General features: G+C 65.9%; 21 protein-coding genes. 17 read left to right on the top strand and 4 right to left on the bottom strand.

The annotated features are described in order from the left end of the window. Positions 1 to 17: 17 nt before the first annotated feature. Positions 18 to 812 (bottom strand): fumarylacetoacetate hydrolase family protein, encoded by a 795-nt coding sequence (locus ACSQ89_RS20980; RefSeq protein WP_436290872.1) that lies wholly within the window; start codon positions 810 to 812, stop codon positions 18 to 20. Between the two features lie 265 nt (positions 813 to 1,077). On the opposite strand from ACSQ89_RS20980, the gene ACSQ89_RS20975 reads away from it, so the two are divergent. From ACSQ89_RS20975 to ACSQ89_RS20925, 11 genes are all read left to right on the top strand, one after another. Next, entirely contained in the window at positions 1,078 to 1,926 is an 849-nt protein-coding gene (locus ACSQ89_RS20975; RefSeq protein WP_093102782.1) for a branched-chain amino acid ABC transporter permease, read from the top strand. Beyond that, complete coding sequence (locus ACSQ89_RS20970; protein ID WP_436290873.1) at positions 1,905 to 3,680, top strand: branched-chain amino acid ABC transporter ATP-binding protein/permease; 1,776 nt, start codon at positions 1,905 to 1,907, stop codon at positions 3,678 to 3,680. Before ACSQ89_RS20975 ends, ACSQ89_RS20970 begins: the two co-directional genes overlap by 22 nt. Further along, the gene (locus ACSQ89_RS20965; RefSeq protein ID WP_093102785.1) at positions 3,670 to 4,377 is read left to right on the top strand and encodes an ABC transporter ATP-binding protein; all 708 of its coding nucleotides are present in this window, start codon (positions 3,670 to 3,672) and stop codon (positions 4,375 to 4,377) included. The genes ACSQ89_RS20970 and ACSQ89_RS20965 overlap by 11 nt, the downstream gene beginning before the upstream one ends. Then, positions 4,367 to 4,978, top strand: coding sequence for a cupin domain-containing protein (locus ACSQ89_RS20960; RefSeq protein WP_093102786.1), 612 nt, complete (start codon positions 4,367 to 4,369; stop codon positions 4,976 to 4,978). The genes ACSQ89_RS20965 and ACSQ89_RS20960 overlap by 11 nt, the downstream gene beginning before the upstream one ends. Beyond that, positions 4,971 to 6,278 carry a phosphopyruvate hydratase gene (gene eno / locus ACSQ89_RS20955; protein ID WP_436290874.1) on the top strand — a complete coding sequence of 436 codons (1,308 nt, stop codon included), beginning with the start codon at positions 4,971 to 4,973 and terminating at the stop codon, positions 6,276 to 6,278. The genes ACSQ89_RS20960 and eno overlap by 8 nt, the downstream gene beginning before the upstream one ends. 15 nt (positions 6,279 to 6,293) lie before the next feature. Further along, positions 6,294 to 6,881, top strand: coding sequence for an NADPH-dependent FMN reductase (locus ACSQ89_RS20950; protein WP_436290875.1), 588 nt, complete (start codon positions 6,294 to 6,296; stop codon positions 6,879 to 6,881). A gap of 42 nt (positions 6,882 to 6,923) precedes the next feature. Further along, positions 6,924 to 7,928 carry a VOC family protein gene (locus tag ACSQ89_RS20945; RefSeq protein ID WP_093102791.1) on the top strand — a complete coding sequence of 335 codons (1,005 nt, stop codon included), beginning with the start codon at positions 6,924 to 6,926 and terminating at the stop codon, positions 7,926 to 7,928. A gap of 20 nt (positions 7,929 to 7,948) precedes the next feature. After that, entirely contained in the window at positions 7,949 to 8,479 is a 531-nt protein-coding gene (locus tag ACSQ89_RS20940) for a carboxymuconolactone decarboxylase family protein (protein ID WP_093102792.1), read from the top strand. A gap of 61 nt (positions 8,480 to 8,540) precedes the next feature. Next, positions 8,541 to 9,761 carry an amino acid ABC transporter substrate-binding protein gene (locus ACSQ89_RS20935; RefSeq protein WP_436290876.1) on the top strand — a complete coding sequence of 407 codons (1,221 nt, stop codon included), beginning with the start codon at positions 8,541 to 8,543 and terminating at the stop codon, positions 9,759 to 9,761. Positions 9,762 to 9,783: 22 nt separating this feature from the next. Beyond that, on the top strand, positions 9,784 to 10,911 hold the full coding sequence (locus ACSQ89_RS20930; protein ID WP_436290877.1) for an alcohol dehydrogenase catalytic domain-containing protein: 1,128 nt from the start codon (positions 9,784 to 9,786) through the stop codon (positions 10,909 to 10,911). Next, a complete protein-coding gene (locus ACSQ89_RS20925) occupies positions 10,908 to 11,912 on the top strand; it encodes a phosphotransferase family protein (protein ID WP_436290878.1) in 1,005 nt (334 codons plus the stop codon). Before ACSQ89_RS20930 ends, ACSQ89_RS20925 begins: the two co-directional genes overlap by 4 nt. 29 nt (positions 11,913 to 11,941) lie before the next feature. Here ACSQ89_RS20925 and ACSQ89_RS20920 read toward each other — a convergent pair whose 3' ends face one another. Both ACSQ89_RS20920 and ACSQ89_RS20915 read right to left on the bottom strand, forming a co-directional pair. Continuing rightward, positions 11,942 to 12,907: a C-terminal binding protein gene (locus tag ACSQ89_RS20920; RefSeq protein ID WP_436290879.1), complete on the bottom strand. Its 966-nt coding sequence runs from the start codon at positions 12,905 to 12,907 to the stop codon at positions 11,942 to 11,944. 28 nt (positions 12,908 to 12,935) lie between these two features. Further along, positions 12,936 to 13,982 carry a LacI family DNA-binding transcriptional regulator gene (locus ACSQ89_RS20915; RefSeq protein WP_436290880.1) on the bottom strand — a complete coding sequence of 349 codons (1,047 nt, stop codon included), beginning with the start codon at positions 13,980 to 13,982 and terminating at the stop codon, positions 12,936 to 12,938. Positions 13,983 to 14,271: 289 nt separating this feature from the next. Here ACSQ89_RS20915 and ACSQ89_RS20910 point away from each other — a divergent pair, with 289 nt between their 5' ends. Next, the gene (locus ACSQ89_RS20910) at positions 14,272 to 15,525 is read left to right on the top strand and encodes a porin (RefSeq protein ID WP_436290881.1); all 1,254 of its coding nucleotides are present in this window, start codon (positions 14,272 to 14,274) and stop codon (positions 15,523 to 15,525) included. On the opposite strand, the gene ACSQ89_RS20905 is transcribed toward ACSQ89_RS20910, so the two are convergent. Then, positions 15,522 to 16,454, bottom strand: coding sequence for a LysR family transcriptional regulator (locus ACSQ89_RS20905; protein ID WP_093102801.1), 933 nt, complete (start codon positions 16,452 to 16,454; stop codon positions 15,522 to 15,524). The genes ACSQ89_RS20910 and ACSQ89_RS20905 overlap by 4 nt on opposite strands. 121 nt (positions 16,455 to 16,575) lie before the next feature. On the opposite strand from ACSQ89_RS20905, the gene ACSQ89_RS20900 reads away from it, so the two are divergent. From ACSQ89_RS20900 to ACSQ89_RS20880, 5 genes are all read left to right on the top strand, one after another. Next, complete coding sequence (locus ACSQ89_RS20900; protein ID WP_436290882.1) at positions 16,576 to 17,550, top strand: tripartite tricarboxylate transporter substrate binding protein; 975 nt, start codon at positions 16,576 to 16,578, stop codon at positions 17,548 to 17,550. A 32-nt stretch (positions 17,551 to 17,582) separates the two neighbouring features. Next, positions 17,583 to 18,107 (top strand): GlcG/HbpS family heme-binding protein, encoded by a 525-nt coding sequence (locus ACSQ89_RS20895; RefSeq protein WP_093102805.1) that lies wholly within the window; start codon positions 17,583 to 17,585, stop codon positions 18,105 to 18,107. Between the two features lie 85 nt (positions 18,108 to 18,192). Then, complete coding sequence (gene mhpD, locus ACSQ89_RS20890; protein ID WP_093102806.1) at positions 18,193 to 19,008, top strand: 2-keto-4-pentenoate hydratase; 816 nt, start codon at positions 18,193 to 18,195, stop codon at positions 19,006 to 19,008. After that, positions 19,005 to 19,772, top strand: coding sequence for a 2-keto-4-pentenoate hydratase (locus tag ACSQ89_RS20885; RefSeq protein ID WP_093102808.1), 768 nt, complete (start codon positions 19,005 to 19,007; stop codon positions 19,770 to 19,772). The genes mhpD and ACSQ89_RS20885 overlap by 4 nt, the downstream gene beginning before the upstream one ends. A 3-nt stretch (positions 19,773 to 19,775) precedes the next feature. Then, positions 19,776 to 20,030, top strand: coding sequence for a 4-oxalocrotonate tautomerase family protein (locus ACSQ89_RS20880; RefSeq protein WP_093102809.1), 255 nt, complete (start codon positions 19,776 to 19,778; stop codon positions 20,028 to 20,030). Positions 20,031 to 20,038: the final 8 nt, after the last annotated feature.

Genomic DNA, 20,038 nt, shown 5'->3' with positions numbered 1-20,038 from the left:
GCGGGACCGGCCGTTCGCTACGAACGCGGCGCGTTGCCGCGATCCTCCGCCACGACATCGTTGCGCAGGATGCCAATGCCCTCGATCTCGACTTCGATGGTGTCGCCCACCTGGATCGGGCCGACGCCCGCGGGGGTGCCGGTCATGATCATGTCGCCCGGCAGCAGGGTCATGTACCTGCTGAGGTAGGAGACGATGGCAGGCACCGAGAAGAGAAGATCCGCGGTCGTGCCGTCCTGGCGCACGGCGCCGTTGACCCGCGTGATGATTCCGAGCCTGGAAGGGTCCAGTCCGGTGGCGATCACCGGCCCCATCGGCGCGAAGGTGTCATAACCCTTGCCCGCCAGCAGGCAGCCGAATTCGCTTTCGCGGCGCTGCAGCACCCGATCGCTCACGTCGTTGCCGCAGGTGTAGCCGAGCACATGGTCCAGCGCATTCGCCGGGGACACGTGGCGCGCTTGTTTGCCGATGACAACAGTGAGCTCGCCCTCGAAGTGGATGTTCTGTCCATCGTCGGGGTAGACGATCGACTCGTTCGGACCAATGACCGTCGTGCTCGGCTTCATGAACAGCACGGGCAACTGAGGAACCGCCTTCCCGACCTCGTTCGAATGCGCGGTGTAGTTGTAGCCGAGCCCGAACACGCGCGGCCGCTCGATGGGGGAGAGAAGGCGCACAGCCGCAAGCGCATCGATGGCCCCGCTGCGCTTCAGGCCGTCAAGCGGCGAACCCTCCAGTCGAACGATCGTTGTCTCGTTCTCGATGACTCCGTAGTGGACGCATTCGTCCAACGCGTATCTGGCGATGTGCATGGGTGGGGTTCCGTTTTCTTCCGTTGGGACCGATATCTAATGCTAACGTTAGCCTGCGAGGCATTGATTGTCAACGAAGGCCATGTACAAGTAATAATTTTCGAAAGATCGTTGACAAGCCGATTGCGCGTTTGCAAGAATATGCGCAAACGTTAGCACAAACAAGGAGACATTCGCTCATGAGCAAAGTTGGACACCATCTGCGGTTCGCCCCTGTCGGCACCGCATCGCCCGGACGGGATCCCGAGTCGGGCGCGCGCGCATCATGAGCCTGACGCTGCTCGCACAATCGGCCATCGGCGGCTTGTTGCTCGGTGGCATCTACGGGTTGCTCGCGCTCGGACTCAGCTTGAGCTGGGGCTTGCTGCGCCTGGTGAACCTGAGCCACTTCGCCTTGGCCTTCCTGGGTGCCTACCTCACCTATCAGCTGGGAACGCAGTTCGGCATTGCGCCGTGGTTGTCGGCGCTCGTCGTGGTGCCTGCGTTCTTCGTCGCGGGGCTCGCCTTGCACGCGCTCTTCGTGCGCTTTCAGGTCAGCGAGTTCGCGTCGATGCTGGTCACTTTCGGGATCACGATCCTGATCGAGTCCCTGATTCAATGGATCTGGTCTGCGGACTTCCGGAAGTTCGAGTCCGGCTACGCCCAGGAATCGCTGCGGATCGGAGCAGTGTTCGTGCCCGTGCCCGAGCTCGCCGCCTTCGCTTGCGCGGCGCTCCTTGCAGTCGCCGCGTGGGCAGGGCTGAACCGGACCTTGCTCGGCAAGGCATTGCGCGCCGCCGCCCACGATGGCGCTATCGCGGCAGCCTTCGGCATCAACGCCAGGCGGCTGTCGTACCTTCTTGCCGGCCTGTGCGCCGCCTCGGCCGGCGTCGCCGGTGTGTTCATCGCGCTGACCTCGACGCTCGCGCCCTCTCAGATAGAGGCCTGGATCGGCGTCGTCTTTGCGGTCGTGATCATCGGCGGGCTGGCCAGGCCGCTAGGCGCTCTTGCCGCCGGCTGTCTGATCGGCGTGTCCGAGTCGGTCACCATGGCGGCGGTCAATCCCGCCTGGGCGCCGCTGGTCGCTTTCTCGATCCTGATCGTCCTCCTGCTGTGGAGGCCCAAATGGCTCTGACCCGACAGCCTGCCCGGACGGCGGCAGTTGCGGCCGTCGCGCTTCTGGTCGCGCTTCCCTACTCGGGCGTCGCCGACTTCTACCTGTCGTACCTCTATGTCGTTTTCTTCTGGATTGCGCTCGCCACGAGCTGGGGCATCTTGAGCGGCTATTCGGGGTACTGGAGTTTCGGCCACGCGGCATTCTTCGGTGCCGGCGTCTATACGACGGCCACGCTGGCCGGCAAATGGGGCGTGCCCTTTCTGCTGACTGTTCCCGCGGCAGCGGCGATCGCGGCCGCGCTGGCGCTCGGCATCGGGCTCGTGGTGTTCCGCATCAAGACCCTGCGCGCCGAGTTCTTCGCGCTGCTGACGCTCTCCGTCACCTTCGTGCTGGCCGCGATCATCTCCAACACGCCGCTCGACGGCGGCGGCGGGATCTACCTGAGCAACGTCGCCGTCCCGCAGTTCGGCACGACGGTACCCGGCGCCATCTATCTCCTGGGGCTCGCGCTTGCGCTTGCCGCGCTCGCCGTTTCGCGCCGGGTCCTTCGCTCGCGCCTGGGGGCGGGTCTGCTGGCGATCCATGACGACGAGGACGTGGCGGAAGTCAAGGGCGTGCCGACCTTGCACTACAAGCTCATCGCCTTTGCCATCTCCTCGGCGATTGCCGGTGCGGCGGGGGCGATCCAGGCCGCTTACGTGGGCTACGTCACCGTCGGGGAGACCTTCTCGATCACCGTGCCGCTGTACGTCGTGCTCATGAGCATCCTCGGTGGCGCCCGTCATTGGGCCGGGCCCGCCATCGGTGCCACCTTGATCACCGTCGCGTTGAGCATCTTCATCGGCGGCGGGCACGCCGAACTGGGTCGTGCCGGCGTCGCGCTCGCGCTCGTGGTGGTGATCCTGGTCCTGCCCCGAGGGATCGCCCCCAGCCTGCTGGGTCGTCTGGTGCGCCGGAAGGACGCCGCGCCTGCGGCTGCGCAAGAGCTTCGCAACGTGGTTGTGATGAAGTCGCCTGCGATCCAGACTGCCACCGGACGGCCGCTGCTGATATGCCGCGGCGTCACAAAGTCCTTCGGTGGCATCCGGGCGCTGCAGGGTGTTCATCTGCAGGTCTACGAGGGGGAGATCCTGGCGCTTGTCGGGCCGAACGGCTCCGGCAAGTCGACGCTGATCAACATGATCAGCGGGCACTTCTCGCTCACCTCCGGCTCCATCCAGCTTGCGGGCGCGGCCATCGACGGCCTGGCACCCCATGAGATCGCGCGCCGCGGCATCGCGCGCACCTATCAGATTCCCCGCCTCTTCGACCACCTGACGGTGCTGGAGAACGTGCGGCTGTGCGCCTTCTTCGGTGGTGCGCGCGAGACGGCAGGGGAGAGCAGTCCGGACGCGCTGGCCCGTCGCTGGCTTGCATTCACTGGACTGGAGGCCAAGGCAGACGCGCTGCCGCCCGCGCTCAATCTGCATGAACGCAAGTTCGTCGAATTCGCCCGCGCGCTGGCGGCTCGGCCACGGCTTCTGCTGCTGGACGAGGTGCTTTGCGGCTTGACGCCGACCGAAGTCGACCAGGCCATCACGATGATCCGGAAGATCAGGGCGGGCGGCACGACCATCGTCTTCGTCGAGCACCTGATGCGCGCTGTGGTCGCTCTCGCCGATCGCATCGCGGTGCTCGACCAGGGGACGCTGCTCGCCCTGGGGCCACCGCGTGAAACGATGCAGGATCCCCGCGTCGTGGGCGCCTACCTGGGGACCGCCCATGCTGCTTGAAGTGCGAAATCTTCACGTGTCCTACGGCGATGCGCCGGCTCTCTGGGATGCGACCCTCGACATCGGCGCCGGCCAGATCGTCGCGGTGGTCGGGCCGAACGGCGCGGGCAAGAGCACGCTGATCAACGCCATCGCGGGCATCCTGCGCCCGAGGCAGGGTGAGGTCCGGCTCGACGGCACGGACATCGCGCGGATTCCGGGCCATCGCGTGTGCGATCACGGCATCGCCATCGTCCCGGAAGGAAGGCGCCTGTTCACCCACATGACCGTTCTTGAGAATCTCGAGCTCGGCAGCTATCGCGCCGAAGCGCGTGCCTCGGGGGAAGGCTCGCTCGACAAGGTGTTCTCGCTCTTTCCGATCCTCAAGGAGCGGCGACACCAGATCGCCGGCTCGATGTCCGGGGGGCAACAGCAGATGGTAGCGATTGGCCGCGCGCTCATGGCGCGCCCCCGGCTGTTGCTGATGGACGAACCCTCGCTCGGCCTCTCGCCGGCTGTGGTCGACGACATGTTCCGGATCATCCGCACGATCAACGAGCGTGGCGTCGCCGTGCTGCTGGTCGAGCAGAACATCCACAAGGCGCTCGAGATGGCGCACCACGCCTATGTCATCGAGCAAGGTCGGATCGTGACCTCGGGCAAACCCGACACGCTGCTCAGCAACCCTCGCATCCGGGAGGCCTATCTTGGCGTCTGATTTCTCACGTGACGAAGGGGTGCCGCTTGCCGTCCGCCGGCTCGTCACCGGGCACGATGGGGGCGGCGCGTCGGCGGTGACGCTCGACACGACGGTCCCGCGTTCCAACGCCTTCCAGCACATTCCGGGCATGGTGTCCCGGCTCGTGTGGGCCACCGCGCCGGTGCCCGGCTTGCCTTTCGACGGCGCGGACCCGACGCCAGCCGTCGCCGACATCGTTCCGGCATCCGGTGCGACGCGCTTTCTGATCGTCACCTTCCCGCCGGACAGCGTGTTCTCGGCGCCGGACTTCGATCCGGCCGCCGCTGCCGCAGAAAACCTGGCGATCAGCCCGGGGCTGGCCGAGCGCTTCGAACCCGATGGCATGCACACCACAGAGACCGTGGACTACGGCATCGTGCTCGACGGCGAGATCTGGCTCGAGCTCGACGAGGGGCGCTCGGCACATCTTCGGCGCCATGACGTTGTGGTTCAGAACGGAACCCGCCATGCGTGGCGAAACAAGAGCGAGCGCTGCGCGACGCTCGCCTTCGTGCTGATCGGGGCTTCGGCTGCGGCACGGGACAACACGCCATTCGACACAGGAAATTCTCATGACTGATACAAGAATCACGCGGCTGCACGGGCGGCGCGTGTGGGATTCGCGCGGACGCCCGACGGTGGAGGCGGAGGTCGCCCTGGCGTGCGGAACCGTGGCTCGCGCCATCGCGCCCGCTGGCGCTTCCACCGGCAGCGGCGAGGCGCTCGAGTTGCGTGACGGCGGCACGCGCTTCGGCGGCCTGGATGTGACGAAGGCGCTCACCTCGATCCGGGAAATCGCGGCATCCCTCGTGGGGCTCGATGCACGCGACCAGGCCGGAATCGACGCGCGTCTGGTGGCACTCGACGGCACCCCGGACCGCAGCCGCCTGGGCGGCAACGCGATCGTGGCCACCTCGATGTCGGTGCTGCACGCCGCGGCTTCGGCGGCGGGGCAGCCCTTGTGGCGTTATCTCGCCGGCGAACGGCCGGTGCGCATGCCGCTGCCCGAAGTGCAGATCTTTGGCGGTGGCGCGCATGCAGCGCGGCGCGTCGATGTGCAGGACTTCATGGTGATGTGTCCCGCTGCCGGCAGCTTCAGCGAGGCGCTCGAATGGACCGCGGAGATCTACCGCGCCGCCGGCGCCCTGATGAAGAAGGCAGGCAAGCTCCAGGGGGTCGCCGACGAAGGAGGCTACTGGCCAGCCTTCGACTGCAACGAACAGGCGCTGGACATGCTGATGCAGGCCATCGCCGATGCCGGCCTGCGCCCGGGCGAGCAGGTCGGCATTTCCCTCGATATCGCAGCCTCCGAATTCGGCCGCGACGGGCGCTACGCGCTTGCGCTCGATGGCCGCAGCCTCGACACCGGCGAAATGATCGCGATGCTCGGCGCTTGGCTCGACGCGTATCCGATCCTGTCGATCGAGGACCCGCTCGCCGAGGACGACCCGGCGGGTTTCCGTCAGTTCACCGAAGCCTATGGCGCCCGCTGCCAGATCATCGGCGACGATTTTCTCGTGACAAACGCGGCCCGCGTGGCGGCCTCCGCCGCCGAAGGATGCACGAACGCGGTGCTGATCAAACCCAACCAGGCCGGCACCATCACCGAGACGCACGCGGCGCTGGCCGCCGGCAAGCAGGCGGGCTTTGGAACCATTGTTTCGGCGCGCTCGGGCGAAACCGAGGACGTGACCATCGCGCATCTCAGCGTCGGCTGGGACGCCGGCCAGCTCAAGGTGGGTTCGTTCTCCCGCTCGGAGCGCATGGCCAAGTGGAACGAGGTCCTGCGCATCGAGGAATCGCTGGGCCGCGACGCGGTGTTCAGCGGGTGGTCCGCATTGCCGTTCCTCGTTCCATCAACACGGCGCAAGCCACACTAGAAGGCAGTCATTCCCATGAATACGATCCGGCTGGCAGGCATTTCGGGCAGCCTGCGACAAGCTTCCAGCAACACGTCCATTCTCCGCACGCTCCAGGCATCGCTGCCATCGGGCGTGGAGATGACGCTGCTGCCACTCGACGGCATTCCCCTGTACAACCAAGACCTCGACGGGCCCGGGCTTCCCGACTCCGTGCGGGAATTCAAGGCGGCGATCGATTCAAGCCACGGTGTCGTGATGTGCTCCCCGGAGTACAACTTCGGAATGCCGGGCGTCCTGAAGAACGCGATCGACTGGGCGTCGCGACCGGCATTTGCTTCCCCGCTGAAAGGCAAGCCGGTGCTGGTCATGACCAGCTCGCCGGCATCCACCGGCGGCGTGCGCGCGCAAGCCCAGTTGCGCGAAGCGCTGGGCGGCACCCTGTCGCGCGTCATCTCGAGACCGCAGGTCGTGATCGCCGGCGTCAACGGAAAGATCGAAGACGGGCGACTGACTGACCCCGCGAGCCTGACATTCGCGCTCGAAGCCATCGCTGACCTGATCGCCGAAATCGGCCTGCTTCGTACGGCACAAGCGCTGTCAACGCAGCGCGCCGAAGCCTGAGCAACAAGTCCATCCCTCAACAACCCATCCGCGAGGTCCATCATGCTGCCCGCCGTCAACCTTCGTCCGCCGTTCAACATCACGCGTGCCAGCCACGTCGTCCTCCATGTCTCGGACCTCGCAAAGAGCCGGGACTTCTACGTCAACATCGTCGGACTCGTCGTCTCGGAAGAGGGCGCAGGCATTTGCTACCTCCGAGGCTTGGCTGAAGCCTGCCATCACAGCCTGGTGCTGGTGCAGTCGCGCGGCGAGCAGACCTGCAAGCGAATCGGCTTTCGCGTCTTCTTCGAGGAAGACCTCGACAGCGCCTACCAGTTCTTCAGGGCCGAGGGACTCTCTGCCGAATGGGTCGATGTTCCGCACCAGGGGCGAACGCTCCACGTAGAGGATCCGATCGGGACCAGGATCGAGCTGTGCGCCCAGATGAAGACGCTGCCGCGGATGTATCTCAAGCGCGAGAGCTTCACCGGCGCGCATGCACAGCGTCTCGATCACTATCAGCTGCTGGCGCCGGATACCTATGCGCTGTGCGAGTTCTACAGCCGGCTGGGCTTTCGAAACTCCGAGTACATCGCCCATGGCGACAAGCTGCTGGGCGCCTTCATGTACCGAAAGGGCACCTGCCTCGACCTGGCGATCGTGCAGGGCGAGGGGCCTCGCTTGCACCACTTCGCCTACACCGTCCCGGAGTCACACCAGATCTTTACCGCCTGCGATCTGGCAGGCAACTACGGCTACTCCGCTTCGGTGGAGCGGGGGCCGGGCCGACATGGGCCGGGCGGGATGCTGTTCGTCTATCTGCGGGATCCGGATGGCCACCGCGTGGAACTGTTCAACAGCCACTACCAGACCATCGACATCGAGATCGAGCCCGTCCGGTGGGAGGCCGCTTCGCTGAGCACCAACGTGCGCTGGGGACTGCCGGCCCCGGCTCGCTGGTACTTCGAGGCGACCGACTTCGCGGGTGCCTCCCTCATCGAACCAGCCGAGAAACCCAATCCCGAAACGCTGGAGAGCTATGCGCTGAAGCTCTCCTCTCAGAAGTAAAGACGAGAAAGGTCAAAACCATGGCGCGAGTCAAATATCTCCAACGTTCGGACACCGACGCCGATCAGGCCCTGTTCGACAGGCTGGAACGTGAGCGCAAGGTGCCCACCGCCAACATCTTCAGGGCGCTGGCGCACGCTCCGCAGATCCTGGATGGGTTCATCTCCTATGCCAACACGCTGCGCGGCTCCAAGCTGAGCCCGAAGCTGCGCGAACTGGCGATCCTCACCGTCGGCCACTGCACCTCGTCGGCGTACGAGATCGCACATCACCAGTCTCACGGACTGAAGGCAGGCATCAGTGCCGAACAACTCCGGGCCGTGCCCGCATTCGAAAGCTCCCCGCTCTTCGACGAAGAGGAACGCGCCGTCATGGCGCTGGCGCGCGAGTCCACCCTGCGCGTCGATGTGAGCGAGCCCACGTGGCGCAAGGCCGCCGCCTTCCTGTCCGAGCGCGAGCAGGTGGAGCTGGTCCTCACGATCGGCTGGTACAACTCCGGCGTTCGCATCATGGGAGCGCTCTCCATCGAGCTGGAAGACGGATACCGATGAAGCCCGCCGCACGCCGCGCCGGCATCGTCCAAGCCGTTCATCCGAGTTCAAGGAGACAACCATGAGCACAACGAAATCCCAATTGCAGCGTCGCGCCTTTCTTGCAGTCGCAGGCAGCCTGGCGCTCGCACATGGAATGCCGGCGCGCGCACAGCAGGGCGGCGTCGGGCCGATCCGCGTCGGCGGCACGCTGCCTCTCACCGGACCGCTCGCGCCGGTGGGCGGCATCCACAAGGTCGCCGGCGAGGTGTTCGTCGACGCGCTGAACAAACGGGGTGGATTGCTGGGGCGCAAGCTGGAGTTGATGCTGCTGGACGATCAGTCGCAGCCAGCCAACACGCGCACCTTGTACGAGCGCCTCATCACGGCCGAAAAGGTCGATCTGCTGATGGGGCCCTATGGCACCAGCTCGATCATCGCGGCGATGGGCGTGGCACAGCGCTTCGGCAAGCTGTTCATCCAAAGCAGCCTCGGCGACCCGAGCCTGGCACCTTACGACATGCAGTTTCCCGCGCTTCCGCTGGGGCCGGAGCCGCGGACGGCCGATACCGAGGTGCTGCTCGACGCCTATGCCGGTACCGCCACGCCGCCCAGAACCATCGCCTTCGTCACAAGCAAGTTTCCGTCGGCCCTCGATCTCGCCAAAGGCGGACAGGAGGTCGCGGCCAGGCGGGGTTTGAAGGTCGTGCTGTCGCTCGAGTACGAGTTCGGCACGCGCGACTTCGGCGGCATCGCGGCCCGCATCAAGGACGCTAAGCCGGACCTGCTGTGGTCGGGAGCGCTGGGACTGGAGGCCACGCAGTTGCTCGACGCCATGAAGCGCATCGACTATCAGCCTGCGCGCCAGTTCCACCTATTTCCCGCGCCGGGGCCGACCGTGTCGAATCCGCAGGCGGGCGGCCTGACCACGCTCACCTGGTTCGAGGACCACGCACCCTTCACGCAGAACGCGGGGGCGGCCGAGTTCGTCGCTTCCTACAGCGAGCGTGCGAAGGCGGCAGGGCTGTCTTGGCCGCACGTCGACTACCAGGCCGCAGCGGAGTTCGCGGCCTGGCAGATCCTGGAGGCTGCAGCGACCGCCGTGGGCCGCCTCGACGACAAGGCCATGGCCGCCTGGCTCAGGGCCAATGCGGTCAACACCGTGCTGGGAACGCGCCGCTTCGACGGCAGGTTCAACAGCGGCGTGGCCGACACCAAGGTCAAGCAGGCCCAGAACGGGAAGTGGGTCACCGTCTGGCCGCCCAAGTTTCGCCCTCCGGGGGCGGCATTCGTCGCACCCTGAGGTCTTCACGCAAGAGATCCATATGAACAGAACCATGATCGCAGCAAGGCTGCACGCGCTCGCCACCCCGATGTCGCTCGACACGATCCCGATTCCCAAACCCCGTCCCACGGACGTGCTGGTGAAGGTGATGGCGTGCGGCATCGTCCCCAACATGGCCAACGTCATCAACAACTGGCCGACCTGGTTCCCTCACCAGCCCTTGCCGCGGCTTCCGGCGGTCTTCGGGCTGGATCCGGTGGGGGTCATCGAAGAAGTCGGCGAAGCCGTGATCAATGCCAAGCCCGGGGACCGCGTCTACGTGAGTCCGCTGCGTTCCTGCGGCTCCTGCAAGGCATGCCGCGCCGGCCAGCGCAGCCACTGCCGCTACTTCACCCTCAATGGCTACTTCAGCACGAGCCGGGACGGCCAGCGCATCTTCGACCTGTATCCGTACGGCGGCTTCAGCCAATACATGACGGCGCCGGAGTACGCGATCGTCAACATTCCGGACAACTTGAGCTTCGAGCAGGCGGGGCGGTTCGGCTATCTGGGAACTTCCTACGGCGCCCTGAAGAATGCGGGCGCAGGCCCCGGCCAAGTCGCCCTGATCGACGGCATCACGGGCACCCTGGGCGTCGCAGCCACGGTGCTGGGGCTGGCCATGGGCCTGTCGCAGATCCTCGGCACCGGGCGCGACGAACGGCTGCTGAGCAGGATCAAGGCGCTTGCGCCCGAACGCATCCAGGTGATGAAGCTCGGCGAAGGGTCCAGCGGCGAATGGGCCAAGTCGCTCACGGGCGGGGAGGGCGTCGACTTCACCATCAGCGCATTGGGCGCGAAGGCGCCTGCAGCCACCATGCTCGACTCGATGAAGGGTGTGCGCCGTGGCGGCAAGGTGGTCAATGTGGGCGGCGTGGCGGAAGACCTGCCGATCGACGTGAAGTGGCTGATGGACGAACAGATCCAGTTGATCGGATCGAACTGGTTCACGACGGCACAGGGCCAGGAGATGGCGGAGATGGTCCGAACGGGCACGATCGACCTGTCGTACCTGGAGCACCGAACGTTCCCGCTCTCGCGCGTGAACGAGGCCATCTCCGGCCTGAAGGACCGCGACGGCGGCTTCAGCAACTACGTCGTGCTTCCCCAGGTTTCGGACGCGGCGTGAACAGTCCGGAATCTTCGCTCGGCGCATTCCTGGTGTCGCAGGGCCTTGCAAGTCCGCAAGAACCGGCGCGTTGGCATTCGCTTGCGGGCGGGGTGTCGTCCGATATCTGGCGCGTCGAGCTCCCTGGTCGATCGCTCTGCATCAAGCGCGCGCTTGCCAAGCTCAAGGTTTCAGCAGACTGGCACGCCCCGGTGTCGCGCAACGCGTACGAATGGGCATGGTTGCAGTTCGCGGCATGCCACGCGCCCGACAGCGTGCCGCGTCCGCTCGCCCATGATCCCGAGGCAGGCCTCTTCGCCATGTCCTTTCTCGCACCTGAAGAACATCCGGTCTGGAAAGAACAACTGATGGCCGGCGATGTCTCGACGAGCACGGCGCGTGCTGTCGGGCATGTTCTCGGCGAGCTGCATGCGGCAAGTGCGGGAAAGGCCGAGCTCGCAGCCGCGTTCGACACCACGGACAACTTCCGGGCGCTGCGTCTCGAGCCCTACTTCGTCGCGACGGCGCACCGGCATCCGGCGCTCTCCGCTCGGCTGATGGAGCTGGCGGAGCGCACGGCCGGGCTGCACATCGCGCTTGTGCACGGCGACGTCAGTCCGAAGAACATCCTGGTCGGCCCTCGCGGGCCCGTGCTGCTCGACGCGGAGTGCGCCTGGTACGGAGACCCCGCCTTCGACCTCGCTTTCTGCCTGAACCACCTCATGCTGAAGTGCCTCGTCCGTCCGGACCGTTGCGCGGCCCTGCTTGCGGCCTTCACGGCGCTGACCGGTGCCTACTTCGAGCAGGCCAGCTGGGAGCCGCGCGGGGATCTGGAAGAGCGTGCCGCTCGCTTGCTGCCCGCCCTGCTGCTGGCCCGCATCGACGGCAAGTCGCCGGTCGAGTACGTGAGCGATGAAGCCCGGCGGGAAGTGGTGCGTGAGTTCGCCCACCCGCTGGTGCTTCGTCCCGTGAACCGACTCTCGCTTATCGCAAGAGAGTGGACCTTTGCAGTGCTTCGCTGATCTCCATCGGCGAGCGAGGCGCGCCGGAGCTATCGTTGCGCCGGCGCGTTGCGTGCTTGCTGCGGTGCTTCGCCGCGCAGCACTCTCACGACTTCCTCGGCCGCGCGCCTGCGCAGCTCGACCAGCGATGCGTCCGACGAGAAGGCGACATGCGGCGTGAGCATCGCGCCGGGGTGGGTGCGGAGCTGAGCAGGAACATCGGGTTCGGACTCGAGAACGTCCAGTGCGGCGGCGGAGAGCTGACCGCTGCCGAGTGCTTCGATCACGGCGTCCGTATCGACGACGGCGCCGCGGCTGACATTGATCAGCAGGCCACCGGGAGGCATCTGCGCGATCCGCTCGCGGTTGATCAGATGCCGTGTCGTTTCCGTCAGCGGCGCGTGCACGATCACGATGTCGCTGCGTGAGAGCAGGGTGGCGAGATCCACGCTCTGAACGCCCTCGCCGCCGTCGGCAAGGTGGGGATCGTGTGCCAACACCCTGCAGCCGAAGGCGCCGAGCTTGCGCGCGGTCGCGCGGCCTATGCGCCCGAAACCGACGATCCCGCACGTGAGCGCGGCAAGGCGGCGCAGCCTGGCCGTCGCGGGATCCCAGCGACCGGCGCGCACTTCGCGGTCGAAGCGAACCAGACCGCGCGTCCACGCGAGCGCGAAGCCGACCGCATGGTCGGACACTTCCTCCACGCAATAGTCCGGCACGTTGGTGACCCAGATGCCCCGCGCGGTCGCGGCATCGACCGCGATGTTGTCGAGCCCTACGCCAAGCCTGGCAACGATCTTGAGATCCGGCGCAGCGGCGATGGCGCCAGCCGATATAGGAGCCCAGCAAGTGAGGATGGCCGAAGGCCGATGCTCGCGCGCCAGCACTTCAATGCCATCCGCAGGCAACGGCGTCGCCGGACCGCTCACGAGGCCCATGCCAGCGGCTTCGACAATGTTCCGCTCGATGCTGTCGTCGGGCCAGGCGTAGTCTGTGAGCAGGACGGTGTGATTCATGGTCTGGATGGATCGGACGGTGGAATGCCTAGCCGGCGAGCTGACGTGCCTGGCCGCGCTTGGCGTTTGCCGCGTCCACCGACCGGGTGCTGCCGCGCACAACGAGCGTGGGGGGTGAGACGGAGCTGTAAGGCGCCGCGCTTGCAGGCTTCTGCTTCAGCTGATGGATGAACCAGAGCCCGCACGCGGTGGCCAACTCGGAGACAGGAAGGCTCATGGTCGTGAGACCAGGTCCCCACCATCTGAAGCCCAACTCGTCTCCGAACCCGACGACGGACAACTGTTCGGGCACGCGTACGCCGCTTGCCAGCAGTTCCTCCAGCACGCCCTGCGTGTTCTGGACCGAACCCAGGACCACCGCCGTAGGCGGGCTGCGCAGTGCGAGCAGGCGCCGTATCGCATCACGGCCGAAGTCCGTCGATGACGGCACTCCGAGTTCCTCGCGCGCATGCGTGGCCGCCTTGCTGCCGGCGAGAGCGTTTTGAAAGCCTTGCAGCCGCGCGGCTCCGGTGGGCAGGTCCGTGGTGCCGCCGATATAGGCGATGCGCTGATGGCCGAGTTCGACCAGGTGACGGGTCGCCTGGAAGAGCGCCTGCGTGTCGTCGATGCCGAACCAGTGCTCGCCCAGCGAGGCATGCCTGCGCAGCAACTGGATGCGCGGCGTCATCTTGAGAAGGCGCACCGACTCCGGATGCGGCCGGGCCGTGGGCACGATGATGATGCCGGCCACGTTGACGCTGGTGAGTTCGCGGATATGGCGCAGCTCGACCAGGCGGTCGTCGTCAGTCTCGGACAGCGTGAGTTGCAGGTCCGCGCTCTCCAGGCATTTCGACAGCGCATGCGCGATGGTCGAGTAGAAGCTGTTGCGTATATCCGGTACGACCAGGCCCACCAGGTTGCTGGAGACGCCGCGCATCATGCGCGCTGCACGGTTGGCGACATAGCCCAACTCGTTCGCGATCTCGAGCACCTTCTGCTTCATGGCGGAGCTGATGCGCGGGTCGTCGGCCAAGGCCCGCCCAACGGTGGACGCGGAAACCTCGAGGCGGGCGGCAATGTCTTTGATCGTGACCATCGAATGAGATGAATGCAGGAATGCACTAACGATAGCACAGCGTAGGCAGCTTGCCAAGCCGCGCCACCCCTGCCAAGCGTCGCGCGCTCTCGCCAGAGAGTCGTCGCACCCCTGACAAAAACGCACATCGAAGTCGTTGACTTTTTCGAAGCAGTCTTCATAGAATTTATGCTAACGATAGCACAAACCGGATCGGACTGATCCACCGGCCGGCCAATCCGCCCGGATCACAACGAAAACAGGAGACAACAACGTGAAGCGCAACCCTTGTGTACGTCATGCAGACAAATTGAAGAGCTCATTGCTTGGCATGCTCGCCCTCGGCTCGAGCGGCGTTGCATGCGCCCAGTCGTCCGTCACGATCTTCGGCGTCGTCGATGCGTCGATCAGCCACTACGCCAGCAAGTCGGAGGACCGGAACTTCGCAACGCCGGCGTCGCCGCTCTACGTCAACCAAGGGTCGCGCTCCGTCAGCCGAACCGCGCTGGCGAACTCGGCATACAACAACAGCCGCCTGGGCTTCCGAGGAACGGAGGATCTTGGCGGCGGGCTCGCAGCCGGCTTCTGGCTCGAAAGCCCTATCACCAACGACGACGGCGCGACCGGCCTCGCGAACTTCAGCCGGCGTTCCACCGTGAGCCTCATGGGCGGATTCGGCGAAATTCGCTTGGGGCGCGACTTCACGCCAACCTTCTGGAACGACACGGTGTACGACCCTTTTGCCGCGGTCGGCGTCGGCGCCAACCTGATCTCTTCAGCCAGCCTTTTCAATCCCACCGGTGGTGCCGGCGGTTTTGGCGGCAATGCCAACTACATACGTGCCAGCAACTCGATCGGCTACTTCCTGCCCCCCGCGCTGGGCGGGTTCTATGGCCAGTTCATGTATGCGCTGCACGAGAACAACACCTACGAGCCAGGCACCGCGACGCCGCCGGGCGTGAACCCTCTCACCGGCCAGGTGAACGCCGGCCCTGTCGCCAACACCCGCGCCGGCCGCTATGTGGGAGGCCGCATCGGCTATGCCAACGGCCCCTTGGACATTGCACTCGCCTATGGCAGCAGCACTGCGGGGGACGACTATTTCGCGGGCACCACCGACTATGTGAAGACGGCCAATCTGGGCGCGTCGTACGACTTCGGCATCGTCAAGCTTTTCGGCGAACTGTCTCGCGTCAGCAGAACGCGCGACCATGCAGTCGCGCCCTTGGTCCCTTTGCCCGATACCGACCTCAAGGGCTATTTGATCGGAGCCACCGTCCCCGTGGGTCCGGGCCTCATTCGCGCCGCCTATTCGCGCGTCAGGTACGACATGAATTCGGCGCCCACAGCCTTAGCGCCGGTGCCCAATCCGGAAGCCAGCAAGTTCAGCCTCAGCTATGTGCACAACCTGTCCAAGCGCACAGCGCTGTATGCAACTGTCGCTCGCGTCAGCAACAAGAACGGCGCTGCACTGACGGTGGGCGGGCCGGCGTTCATCAGCACGAGCGTGTTTGCGCCGCGAACTTCAAGTGGGTACGACCTCGGCATCCGCCACGCGTTCTAGCGCACCTTGCTTCGAACCCGTTTGGTCGGTGTTGGTTGCTGCGCTGCCCGCGGCGCGACGATGAAGTCGACGAAGCCTTGCGCCGCGTGGGAGAGTGAAACGCCCGCGCGTTGCACGAGCGAGACCTCGCGGTCGATCAGGGGGTTTTCTACACGGCGCCAGCCGATGCGCGCAGGGTCCGTCAGCTTCACCGCATAGCCAGGGAGGATCGCGACGCCGAGCCCGGCGTCAACCATCCCGATGAGCGAGCCTGCATAGTTGGCCTCCCTTGCGGGCTTCAGCATCAGCCCGGCAGCCGCAAAGCCCGCTTCGGTGAGGTCGCGGAACACGCTGCCGCGGCTCAATGCGAGCACCGGCTCCTGCGCGACATCCGCCCAGGTCAGTTGCTGCAAGCGGCTGAACGCATGCCCCGCCGGGAATGCGGCTGCCATGGCTTCCGAGAAGAGAAGCGTGCGCTGGATGTCGGCTTCATCCGAGGCGAAGGTGCCGATACCGACGTCGGCCGCACCGCTGCGCACCAGCGGCAACACCTGATTGGGCAGCGTGTCCTGCAGTACGACTTCGATGCCCGGGTACTGCGCGCCGAAGGCGGCGAGGATCGGCGGTAGATAGGTGCTGGACAGAATCAGCGGCGCCGCCACCACCACGCGCCCGCGCTCCCTCGCCACGAGCTTGTCCACGCCCGCGAGCGCCGACTCGAGCTCGGCCAGCACCCGTTCCGCGCGCGGGAAGAAGTCGCTGCCCGCCGCCGTCAGGGCCACGGCTCGCGTAGTGCGGTCGAACAGCCGGCTGTCGATGGCTCCTTCGAGTTCGCGCACAAGCAGGCTGAGTGCCGATTGCGTGAGGTGCATGGCCTGCGCGGCACGGGTGAAGTTGCCAAGCCGCGCGACCAGCACGAAAGCTCGGAGCTGGCGGAGAGTCACATTCATGAGCGGAGCCAATCATTTGATTGGAAAGTCTCGATTGAATCATAGCCACGCGCGTCTTCTAATCACTGCCATGCAAGCCGATGGAGAGACCCGGTCTGCCCCTCAACAGAAAGACAGAGACATGAAACGCCGTGAACTCCTCGCCGCCGTGCCAGCGCTTGCTGCCACCGCCTTGCCGTCATGGACCGCAGCGCAACCTGTTTATCCGAGCGCGCCCGTCAAGGTGCTGGTGGGTTTCCCGCCCGGCACAGCAACTGACGTGGCGGTGCGTGCCGTCGTGGAGCAGATGTCCAGGCGCCTGGGCCAGCCCTTCGTCGTGGACAACAAGCCCGGCGCCGGCAGCAACATCGCCGCCAAGGCCGTGGCCACGGCGCAGCCCGATGGCTACACCGTCTTCGCGATCACGATCGCCAACATCATCAACGCCGCGTTCCCGGGCGCCAATGCGGTCGATCCACTGAAAGACTTCAAGCCGATCACGCTGATCGGGAACGTTCCCAATGTCCTGGTGGTTCATCCCTCGCTGAAGGTCGCGACCGTGGCCGAACTCATCGCACTCGCGAAGGCCAAGCCGGGCTCTCTGGCCTATGCATCATCCGGCGTCGGCACCTCGCCCCACCTGTCTGGCGAACTGTTCGCACTGATGGCCGACATCAAGATGGTCCACGTTCCGTACCGTGGCAGCACGCCCGCGGTGACCGACTTGCTCGGCGGCCAGGTGCAGCTCATGTTCTCGCCGGCTTCGACCGTGCTGCCGCACGTGCGCGCGAACAAGCTGGTGGCGCTGGCCGTCACCAGCCCTCGCAGGACCTCGATCGCGCCGGATCTGCACACGCTCGACGAGCTGGGGCTGAAGGGCTTCGACACCTCGGTGTGGATGGGGCTGGTGGCCCCTGCCCAGACGCCATCCAGCGTCATCGGCAAGCTGCGCACCACGGCCCACGCGGCGCTCGATTCGAGCGAGATCCAGGCGATCTACAAGGCGCAGGCGATCGACGTTCTCAAGACCAGCGACGAAGCGCTGTCCCGCTTCCTGCAGAGCGAGGGCGCGCGGTGGTCGAAGTTCATTCAGCAGACGGGCATCAAGCCCGAGTGAGAGAAGCATTTTCTTCAGAAAGGAATATCGAAATGTCCAAACTGCGCGCTACCGAGTGCCGCGAGTTCATCGCGGCGGTCACCGAGAAGGCTGCCGAGATGGGGGTGCCCATCTCCGTTGCCATCGTCGGGCCCGAAGGCCATCTGATCGCGCTCGAGCGCATGGACGACGCGGGCTTCATCACCCCGGACACGGCCCGCGCGAAGGCATTCACCGTCGCCGCTTTCCGCTCGATGAGCCCGCGTTTCAGCGACGGCCTGGTCATTCAACAATGGTTCAAGGAGCGCAACCCGCAGATGCTGGCCAACGCATCGGTCTTCACCAACGGCCAAGTGGTTGCCTCCGGTGGCTGTGCGCCCGTGTTCAAGGGCAACGAGATGGTCGGCGCCTACGGCATCAGCGGTGCGACGGGCGACCAGGACGAGGAGATCGGCCAGCACGCCCGCGCGAAGGTGGGTTGGGCACACATGCCGGTCGACGACACCACGCCCGAAAGCGTGAAGAAGCACGTGAACGAGATCTACAGCAAGGTGGGCCTGAAGGACCGCGCCCTCTGAGCACCGTGCCCGGCGGCTGAGTCTGCCCGGTATCCCCATCCGAGAATTTTCAATCTGCCCGCCGCGCGCGGGCAACGGAGAACCCATGCCTTCCCAACCCGCCGTGCTGGCTGAAGCAGCCGACGCCCTATGGAACGCCGGCAGGACCGGCAACTACATCCAGCCGTTGAGAGTCTCCTACCCGGAGTTGGATGCGGCCGATGCATACGCCATCCAGCGGATGAACACCGAGCGCAGACTGGCCGAAGGCCGTCGCGTGGTCGGATGCAAGATCGGCCTGACGGCGCGCGCCGTCCAGGCGCAGCTCGGCGTCGATCAGCCCGATTTCGGCGTGCTCTTCGATGACATGAGCTTCGGGGACGCTGAGCCGATTCCCATGCAGAAGCTCCAGCAGCCGAAGGTCGAGGCAGAGATTGCTTTCGTGCTCGGCCGAGATCTCGACATGGGCAACCCCGGGCACGCGGACGTCATCAAGGCGGTGGACCACGTCCTTCCGGCGATCGAAATCGTGGGTAGCCGCATCGCGGGCTGGGACATCCGGTTCGTCGACACGGTCGCGGACAACGCATCGTCTGGCGCCTTCGTCCTGGGCGGAAGCCCGCGGCTTCTCAGGGAGCTGGACCTCAGGTTGTGCGGCATGGTCATGAACCGCCGCGGCGAGCCGGTGTCGGTCGGCGCGGGTGCGGCATGCCTGGGCAACCCGATCAATGCGGTGGTCTGGCTGGCCCGCACCATGGCCGCGCTCGGCCAGCCGCTGCGCGCCGGCGACCTGGTGCTCTCGGGCGCACTCGGCCCGATGGTGCCGGTCGCGCCGGGCGACGTGTTCGAAACCCACATCAACGGCCTCGGAGGCGTCAAGGCCGTATTCGAAGCCGCTGCCGCCGCGAAGGAATGCAAATGAGCCAGACACCCGAATTCGCGCAACTGCTGGACGATGCGGCCCGTCACGCCAAAGCGGTGCCGCAGATCGACCCGAAGGGCGAGCTCTCGCTGGCCGAGGCCTACGCGATCCAATCCGCCTCCGTTCAGCGACGCGTTGCGCGCGGCGAGCGCCGCGTCGGCGTGAAGATGGGCTTCACCAGCCGCGCCAAGATGGTTCAGATGGGCATCGACGACGTCATCTGGGGGCGCCTGTCGAGCGGCATGCAGGTGGAGGAGGGCACGCCGGTGAAGTTTGCGCGCTTCGTGCATCCGCGCGTCGAACCGGAACTGGCCTTCGTGCTGAAGAAAGCGCTGGCCGGCGACGTCACCGCGGCCGAGGCGCTCGCCGCGGTCGAAGCCGTGGCGCCGGCGCTCGAGATCATCGACTCGCGCTACCAGGACTTCAAGTTCAGCCTGCCCGACGTGATCGCGGACAACGCCTCGTCGAGCGGCTTCGTGATCGGTGCCTGGAGCGACCCGCACCAGGATTTCAGCAATCTGGGCCTGACGATGAGCATCGACGGGCGCGTGGTGCAGGTCGGTTCCACCGCCGCCATCCTGGGCCATCCGCTGCGCTCCTTGGTCGCCGCGGCGCGCCTCTCGGCGGCGGCCGGCGAGCCGCTGCAGGCCGGCTGGGTGGTGATGGCTGGCGGCGCCACGCCCGCCGAGTGGATCAAGCCGGGCCAGTACATCTCGATCGAGATGGAGCGCCTCGGAACCGCCGGCTTCCACGTCGAGGAGTGAACCGTGCCCATTGCCTTGATCAAGATCATTGAGGGGCGCAGCCCCGAGAAGAAGCGCCGGCTGATAGAGAGCGTTTCGCAGGCCATGGCGGACAGCCTCGAGATGCCGCTCGACGCAGTGCGGGTCCTTCTCCACGAATACCCGTCAGGCCATTGGGGACGCGGGGGCCGCCTGGTGTCCGACATCCAGGCGAAAACGCCCTCCGAATCACCCAGTGCACAGGTGGCCGACGCGACGGCCAAGCTGCTCGCGAACTGAAAGAAGCA

The organism is Variovorax sp. LjRoot175, from assembly GCF_964253805.1.
Taxonomy (GTDB): domain Bacteria; phylum Pseudomonadota; class Gammaproteobacteria; order Burkholderiales; family Burkholderiaceae_C; genus Variovorax.
This window is presented reverse-complemented; position numbering and strand designations above follow the sequence as displayed.